This is a genomic window from Synechococcus sp. EJ6-Ellesmere (assembly GCF_024345875.1).
Classification (GTDB): Bacteria; Cyanobacteriota; Cyanobacteriia; order PCC-6307; family Cyanobiaceae; genus Regnicoccus_A; species Regnicoccus_A antarcticus.
Window position 1 is genome coordinate 1 of the sequence record NZ_JAGQBY010000156.1, and the last position, 7,381, is coordinate 7,381.

The 7,381-nt window shown below is 63.9% G+C and carries 8 protein-coding genes; 6 read left to right on the forward strand and 2 right to left on the reverse strand.

Features of this window, described 5'->3' with window-relative positions; all coding sequences use genetic code 11:
- On the reverse strand, positions 1-1,119 hold a 1,119-nt coding region (locus KBY78_RS14460), incomplete at its 3' end, for a S1 RNA-binding domain-containing protein (protein WP_255144203.1).
- A 52-nt stretch (positions 1,120-1,171) separates the two neighbouring features.
- Between KBY78_RS14460 and KBY78_RS14465 the strand changes: the two genes are divergently transcribed.
- From KBY78_RS14465 to folE, 6 genes are all read left to right on the forward strand, one after another.
- Positions 1,172-1,966, forward strand: a complete 795-nt coding sequence (locus KBY78_RS14465) for a creatininase family protein (RefSeq protein ID WP_006171085.1) — start codon at positions 1,172-1,174, stop codon at positions 1,964-1,966.
- A 115-nt stretch (positions 1,967-2,081) separates the two neighbouring features.
- Positions 2,082-2,786 (forward strand): aldehyde oxygenase (deformylating), encoded by a 705-nt coding sequence (locus KBY78_RS14470; protein WP_255144209.1) that lies wholly within the window; start codon positions 2,082-2,084, stop codon positions 2,784-2,786.
- Positions 2,787-2,852: 66 nt separating this feature from the next.
- Complete coding sequence (locus tag KBY78_RS14475; protein WP_255144204.1) at positions 2,853-3,899, forward strand: long-chain acyl-[acyl-carrier-protein] reductase; 1,047 nt, start codon at positions 2,853-2,855, stop codon at positions 3,897-3,899.
- Between the two features lie 77 nt (positions 3,900-3,976).
- A complete protein-coding gene (locus KBY78_RS14480) occupies positions 3,977-4,966 on the forward strand; it encodes an acetyl-CoA carboxylase carboxyltransferase subunit alpha (protein ID WP_006171082.1) in 990 nt (329 codons plus the stop codon).
- Between the two features lie 24 nt (positions 4,967-4,990).
- Positions 4,991-5,701 (forward strand): SDR family oxidoreductase, encoded by a 711-nt coding sequence (locus KBY78_RS14485; protein WP_255144205.1) that lies wholly within the window; start codon positions 4,991-4,993, stop codon positions 5,699-5,701.
- Positions 5,702-5,708: 7 nt separating this feature from the next.
- The gene (folE, locus tag KBY78_RS14490) at positions 5,709-6,452 is read left to right on the forward strand and encodes a GTP cyclohydrolase I (protein WP_037979660.1); all 744 of its coding nucleotides are present in this window, start codon (positions 5,709-5,711) and stop codon (positions 6,450-6,452) included.
- Between the two features lie 11 nt (positions 6,453-6,463).
- On the opposite strand, the gene KBY78_RS14495 is transcribed toward folE, so the two are convergent.
- Positions 6,464-7,123 carry a phosphoribosylanthranilate isomerase gene (locus tag KBY78_RS14495; RefSeq protein WP_315856676.1) on the reverse strand — a complete coding sequence of 220 codons (660 nt, stop codon included), beginning with the start codon at positions 7,121-7,123 and terminating at the stop codon, positions 6,464-6,466.
- Between the last annotated feature and the right edge of the window lie 258 nt (positions 7,124-7,381).

Sequence of the window (7,381 nt, forward strand, 5' to 3'; positions counted from 1 at the left end):
GGCCTTGAGCCGCTCCCCCTGGCTGAAGGCTTCACGGAGGTCGCGCAGGTGAACGCCCGTGATCCACGACTGGTGCAGCAGACCGCTCACCCCGCCGAGATCCACAAAGAAGCCATAGGGCTTGACCGACACCACCTGACCATCGACCAGCTGGCCGACCTCCAGCTCCGCCAGCAGGGAAGCACTGGCGGCCCGCTTCTCAGAGAGCACCAGCTTGCGGGTGTCGGCATTGACCTCCAGGAAAGCCACAGCAAAGGAGGTGCCCACCAGCTGCTCGTGGTTCTCGCCGTTCTGGTGCTGGGTGCGGGGAATGTATTCCCTCAGGCCCTCCAGGTCGCAGGTGTCCCCGCCGCGGTTGAAACCGCTCACCTTCACCTGCACCACCTTGCCGGCGGCCTCGAGCTGCTTCACCTTCTCCCAGCTCTGGCGCAGGGCCAAGGCCCGGGCACTGATCGTGACCATGCCATCGGCGTTCTGCTCGCGGGTGACCAGCACCTCCACGGGCTGGCCCTTGGGGAAGCGTTCCTTGAGGTTGCCGATCACACCGAGGCCAGCTTCGGCCTTGGGCATGAAACCCGGCGCCTTGCCGCCGATGTCGATGTAAACCCCATCGCTCTCTGCGCTGATCACCGTGCCGGTGACCACATCGCCGGTGGCGCCCACAGGCTCGTTTTCATCGAGCGCGGCGAGGAAGGCGTCCTCATCGAAGTCGAAGTCGTCGACGGTGCGGACTGGCCGGGAGGGGGTGGTCCCTGATGGGGCGCCGCCGGCGGAGCGGCTGGAGCGGCCCTGGCGGGAGGCGCCATCGGCGGCCCCCATCAGGTCGGCCATGGTCATGCCTTCAAGGCTGGCCGTCTCGAAGCGCTCGTCATCACTGGTGCCAGATCCTCTGGCCTGGGGAGGAGAGGCTGGCCGTGGTGCTGCAGGTGAAGTGGCACCCTCGGGCGCACTGACTCCGGCCTGATCAGTGGTGGGGGCCGGCTGATCCTGGTCCTCCTCCTCCTTTCGGCTCAGATACATCAGTTGGGGGGGCTTGCGCAACGGCGGCTCCGCCCGGGTCGGAGCCGCCGGCTTGGAGCGGGGGCCTGCAGGAGGAACGGGACGCTGCGATCCAGCCATGGCCCAGGGTGATCTGACAGCACAACACTGTAAGGATCAACCCGTGGAGCGGATGGGAGCACCTGCCAAGCACGCCCTCGAAGGGCTCAGCTGGATCGCGGCCCAGGAGGCCGCGTCCCGGCCGGGCAGCACGGTCATCTGGCCGTTCGGGGCCGTGGAGCAGCACGGTCCGCACCTGCCCCTGGGCACCGATGCAATTTTTGCCGAACGGGTGCTGCAGGCTGTGCTGGAGCGGTTGCCCGCGGAGCTGCCGATCTGGCGGCTGCCCTTGTTCCAGCTGGGCTTTTCTCCCGAGCACGGCGCTTTCCCCGGCACCCTCAGCCTGCCGGCGGAGGTTCTGCTCCAGGTGGTGATGGCCGTGGGGGCCGACCTGGCCCGGGCCGGGTTCCAGCGCCTGGTGCTCTTCAACGCCCACGGCGGCCAGATCGCCCTGCTGCAGGTGGCGGCACGGCAGTTGCGGGCTGCCCATCCCCGCCTGGCGGTGATGCCCTGCTTCCTCTGGAGCGGTCCTCCAGGGGTGGCGGCGCTGTTGCCCGAGCCGGAACGCAGCGAGGGACTGCATGCGGCCCTGGCCGAAACGAGCCTGATGCTGCATCTGGCTCCGGAACTGGTGGGGCCGCAGCGGCCCCGGGAGGGTCAACCTGATCCGGCGCCCCCAGCGGGCTGGAGCCTGGAGGGGGCCGTCCCCACCGCCTGGCTGACCGCCGATCTCTCCGCCAGCGGGGTGGTCGGTGATGCCCGTGGCGCCGACGCAGCTCTGGGGAAAGCTCTCTGCACAGCCCTGGTGGACGGTTGGGTCACGCTTCTGGGGGATCTGCTCTCCAGTCCCTGGCCGCCGCGCCCCTGAACCAATTCCGGCAGGCCTGGTTACAGTCGCCAGCACTGATCACTTCGCCGGCAACGCCATGCCCAGTCTTGAGACCACCATCGCCGCAAGCGAAACCGCCTCTGCCTCCGCCACCATGGCTGTTGGCGGCAGCGTTGAGCAGGATCTCGGATTGCCTGATTTCAGCAGCAGCATCTACAAAGACGCTTACAGCCGGATCAACGCGATCGTCATCGAGGGCGAGCAGGAAGCTCACGACAACTACATCTCCCTCGGCCACCTGATTCCCGATCAGGCAGAAGAACTGGAGAGACTGGCCCGCATGGAGCTCAAGCACAAGAAGGGATTCACAGCCTGCGCAAAGAATCTGTCGGTGATTGCCGACATGGACTTTGCCAAGGAGTTCTTCTCACCCTTGCATGGCAACTTTCAGGCGGCCCTGGCCGAAGGGAAAGTGGTGACCTGTCTACTGATTCAAGCCATCCTGATCGAAGCCTTCGCCATCTCGGCTTACCACATCTACATTCCTGTTGCTGATCCCTTTGCCCGCAAAATCACTGAGGGTGTGGTCAAGGATGAATACACCCATCTCAATTACGGCCAGGAATGGTTGAAGGCCAACCTGGAGTCCTCCCGTGGGGAACTGGAGCAAGCCAATCGAGTCAACCTGCCGCTGGTGCGCAAGATGCTGGAGCAGGTGGCTGGAGATGCCGCCGTGTTGCACATGGACCAGGAAGACCTGATGGCTGACTTCATGACCTCGTACCAGGAGGCCCTTACTGACATCGGCTTCACTACACGAGAGATCGCCAAGATGGCCACCGCTGCGCTGCTGGGCTGAGCCCTGCAGGCATGGCAGGATGTGTCGTCGGCCACAGCCGTCTCCATTCCGCCCCGCCACAGCTGCATGTTCGGTCTGATTGGTCACTCAACCAGCCTCGAGCAGGCTCGGAGCAAGGCCCTTGAGCTGGGCTTTCCCGAATACGCCGACGGTGACCTCGACCTCTGGTGCGTGGCTCCACCTCAGCTGGTGGAAAATGTCAGCATCACCAGCCCGACGGGCAAAACCATCGAGGGTGCCTACATCGATTCGGTGTTCGTGCCCGAAATGCTCAGCCGATTCAAGACAGCCCGGCGTAAAGTGCTCAACGCCATGGAGCTGGCCCAGAAGAGCGGGATCGACATCACCGCCCTGGGAGGGTTCACTTCGATCATCTTCGAGAATTTCAATCTGCTCAAGAATCAGCAGATCCGCAGCACCGCTCTGGAGTGGGAGCGGTTCACCACCGGCAACACCCACACCGCCTGGGTGATCGCCCCGCAGGCCAAAACCAGTGCACCGGCCCTCGGCATCGACCTGAGCCGGGCCAAGGTGGCCGTGGTTGGGGCCACCGGCGACATTGGCAGTGCCGTCTGCCGCTGGCTCAGCCAGAACACCGGGGTTGGTGAGCTGCTGCTGGTGGCCCGCCAGCCCCAGCCCCTGCTCGATCTGCAGGCCGAACTGGGTAGCGGCCGCATTCTCAGCCTTGAGGAGGCGCTGCCTGAAGCCGACGTGGTGGTCTGGGTGGCCAGCCTGCCCCAGGGCCTCAGCATCGATCCGGCCAGCCTCAAGTCACCCTGCCTGATGATCGATGGCGGCTACCCCAAGAATCTCGACAGCAAGGTGACTGGTGCCGGCGTCCACGTGATCAAGGGGGGCATCGTCGAGTTCTGGCAGGACATCGGCTGGCAGATGATGCAGGTGGCTGAGATGGAGAATCCCAGGCGCCAGCTCTTCGCCTGTTTCGCTGAAGCCATGCTGCTGGAGTTCGAGGGCCTGCACACCAACTTCAGCTGGGGCCGCAACAACATCACCCTGGCCAACATGGAGCTGATCGGGGCTGCCTCCCTGCGTCACGGCTTCCGCTCAATCGGCCTCAACCAGGTTCCGCGGCCTCAGCTGGCGGCCATCTGATCGATCATCCCAGCATCCCGCGACAATCTCCACGACTCCAGCACTGATCCCACCCAGAGCCATCCCGCTCCCACACCATGGCCCGCCGCCCATTGCTCGATTTCGAAAAACCCCTGGTGGAACTGGAGGATCAGATCGATCAGATCCGCCAGCTGGCCAGAGATTCGGAGGTCGATGTCAGTCAGCAGCTGCTGCAACTGGAAACCCTGGCGGCCCGCCGGAGAGAAGAGATTTTTCAGTCTCTGAGCCCCGCTCAGAAGATCCAGGTGGCCCGCCACCCCCAAAGGCCGAGCACCCTGGATTACATCCAGGTGATCACCGATGAATGGTTCGAGCTGCACGGAGATCGCCGCGGCTCCGATGACCAGGCCCTGGTGGGCGGTGTCGGCCGTATCGGTGACCAGGGGGTCGTCCTGATCGGCCACCAGAAAGGCCGCGACACCAAAGAGAACGTGGCCCGGAATTTTGGAATGGCCTCCCCGGGTGGTTACCGCAAGGCTCTGCGTCTGATGGAGCATGCCGATCGCTTCCGTCTGCCGATCCTCAGCTTCATCGACACGCCTGGCGCCTATGCCGGCGTGCTCGCCGAAGAGCAGGGGCAAGGTGAAGCGATCGCCGTGAACCTGCGTGAGATGTTCCGCCTCCGGGTACCGGTGATCGCCACGGTGATCGGTGAAGGGGGCTCCGGCGGTGCCCTTGGAATCGGTGTCGCCGACCGCCTGCTGATGTTCGAGCACAGCGTCTACACCGTGGCCAGTCCAGAGGCCTGCGCCTCAATCCTCTGGCGGGATGCGGCCAAGGCCCCGGCTGCCGCCGCCGCCTTGCGCATCACTGCCAATGATCTGCTGCAGCTGGGGGTGATCGACACGGTGCTGAGTGAACCCTCCGGTGGGAACCATTGGGCTCCACTCCAGGCGGCCGAGACCCTGCGCTCCGCCCTGGTGCAGCAGCTTCAGGACCTGGGCCAGCTCAGCGAGGCCGACCTGCTGGAGCAGCGTTATGCCAAGTTCCGGCGGATGGGGCGGATCCTGGATCCAGAGGCCACAGAATCTGTTGCAAACCCTTAACATTCGCATCGAGACGCGATCCTCTTGGCTTCTGTATTGATCACCGGTGCCTCCAGGGGCATTGGAGCAGCCGCTGCCAGCCGTTTCGCGGCTGCTGGCTGGGATCTTCTTCTCTTGGCGCGCTCCGGCAGTGATCTCGAGACTGTCGCTGCTCCCCTGCGGACCACCGGAAGGCGAGTTGAATGGGTGGTCGCGGATCTCACAGATCCCCAGAGCCTTCCAGGCCACCTGAGCGATCTGCTGAGCCGCGGACTTCAGCCCACGGTGGTGATCAACAATGCCGGGGCCGCTTACACCGGTGAGCTCGCTACCATGGAACTGAGCTCATGGCAATGGTTGCTTCAACTCAACCTCACCAGTGTTTTCCAGGTCTGTCAGGCGGTCCTGCCTGGATTACGCCAACAGGCATCAAGCCTGATCATCAATGTGAGCAGCCATGCCGCCAGGAATGCATTCCCGGAATGGGGTGCTTACTGCACCACCAAAGCGGCGCTGGAGTCTTTCAGCCGCTGTCTTGCAGCCGAGGAACGCAGCCATGGCATTCGCGTCTCCACCCTCACCCTCGGCGCGGTCGACACCCCCCTTTGGGTGACGGAAACCGTCCACAGCTCCTTCGATCGCCGTGCCATGCTTGATGTTGATCAAGCCGCGGAAGCCTTGCTGTTCCTTGCCCAGCAGCCTCCGTCCCAGGTGGTGGAGGACCTGACCCTCATGCCCGCCTCTGGCGCTTTCTGAGTCTTTCATGACATCCACCATCCCCTCCACCCCTCGCTCCAGGTCGATCACACCCGACGCGGCCCCAGGTCCTGTCAGTGCGCGCATTCGCGAGCGCCTGATGCAGGCTGGTGTCCCCTACTTCGCCAACGACAACGTTGCTGATCACCTGCTCGAGGGAGAACTCGACCAGCTGGAGATCGAGGTGGCAGGGAAAGTGCGAGAGATGCTTCGCAGCCTCGTCATCGACATCGACAACGATCACAACACAGAGGAAACCGCCGAGCGCGTAGCTCGGATGTATCTTCACGAGGTATTTAAGGGTCGTTACCATAAACAACCGAAGATCGCCAGCTTCCCCAACGTCAAGCAGCTCGATGAGATCTACACGGTGGGACCGATCAGTATCCGTTCGGCCTGTTCCCACCACCTGGTGCCAATCCTGGGCAACTGCTGGATCGGGATCAAGCCCGGTGATCGGGTGATTGGGCTCTCCAAGTTCGCAAGAGTGGCGGATTGGGTCTTCTCACGCCCGCACATCCAGGAGGAAGCTGTGATGATCCTCGCTGATGAGATCGAGCGTCTGTGCAAGCCGCAGGGCCTGGCGATCCTGGTCAAAGCGCAGCACTACTGCATGAAGTGGCGTGGGGTCAAAGAACCTCAGACCAGCATGGTGAATTCAGTGGTGCGGGGCGATTTCCGCCACGACCCCAGCCTCAAGCATGAATTCTTCGAACTGGTGAAGCAGCAGCAGGCTCTGCTCAGCACCTGATCTCAGTGAATTCAGTTCGCTGCTGCGGCTGATCCCTTCACCACGTCCACCAGAGCGCGCACCAGATCGAGGTTTTTCTCGCCTGGTGCGCGCTCAACCGCACTGGACACATCGAGTCCATCGGGGTGAAAGGCCTCCACCAGCTCAGCGGCGTTGGCTGGTCCCACGCCACCGGCAAGCCACCAGGGCAGACCAGGCTTGAACCCCTCCAACCAAGCGGGGGGGATGCGCTGACCGCTGCCTCCCAGCTGATCTGGAACCCACGCATCCAGCAATACGGCCTCCACCACGCCGCCATAATCGTTGACTCGCTCGAGATCTTCGGGGCGGCCAATCCTCAGGGCTTTCCAGATCGTGCAGCCTGTCCTTTCGGCCAGCTCCCTGCAGCGGGCGGGGGACTCCCTCCCATGCAGCTGCAGCACCTGGTGGCCATGGGCTGGATCCAGTTGCGAGTCCAGCTCGTCGCCGGGATCCGCCAGCACCAGCACTCCCCGGCAGCCAGGGCGGCCGGCGGTCATCGCCTCAAACAGTTCCAGCCGCTGATCGGGGGCCAGCCAACGTGGGGAGGAGGGCACAGCAATCACCCCCACGGCATCCACCCCAAGCTCAGCAACCGCCTGGGCCTGGGCCGGCTGACGCAGACCACAGATCTTCAACAGGGTGGAGAGCACCACAGAAGGGTCATGACCACCCTTTCTAGGATCGGAGCAAGACCGCCCGGGATCTGCCTGGGCATCGGCAGGACAGGACCGCGTGGGTGAAGGTTGGCAGCTCCTCAAGATCAGCGGCATCCCGCTGCGCATCCACCCCAGTTGGTTCGTGATCCTGCTGCTCGCCACCCTGGGCTTCGAGCAGCAATACGGCATTCAGCTGGCAGGGCAGGCCTCCAGCGCCAGCCTCTGGCTGCTGGCGCTGGGAACGGCGCTGCT